The 221-nt window shown below is 77.4% G+C and carries 1 pseudogene; it reads left to right on the top strand.

The annotated features are described in order from the left end of the window. Positions 1-221 (top strand): annotated as a pseudogene (locus AOK15_RS48155) (hypothetical protein); the annotation flags it as partial.

Below are 221 nucleotides of genomic sequence, written 5' to 3'. Positions count from 1 at the left end.
CACCCGAATCCCCCGAGCCCGGCGGAGCCCCCCGCTCTCTCGCGGAAGCGCTCCGCGGCCGTGACGACCGTTCGCTCGCCGCGCTGCTCAGGGCCCGCCCGGACCTCATCACCCCCGTGCCGACGGACCTCACCCAGCTGGCGACCCGCGCCGGCACCCGCGCCTCCGTGGTCCGCGCCCTGGAACGCCTGGACCGTTTCGCCCTCCAGTCCGCCCAGGCC

The organism is Streptomyces ossamyceticus (assembly GCF_001418475.1).
In the GTDB taxonomy this organism is placed as follows: Bacteria; Actinomycetota; Actinomycetes; order Streptomycetales; family Streptomycetaceae; genus Streptomyces; species Streptomyces ossamyceticus.
The sequence above is the reverse complement of the archived record's forward strand: the minus strand, read 5'-3'. Positions and strand labels throughout refer to the sequence as shown.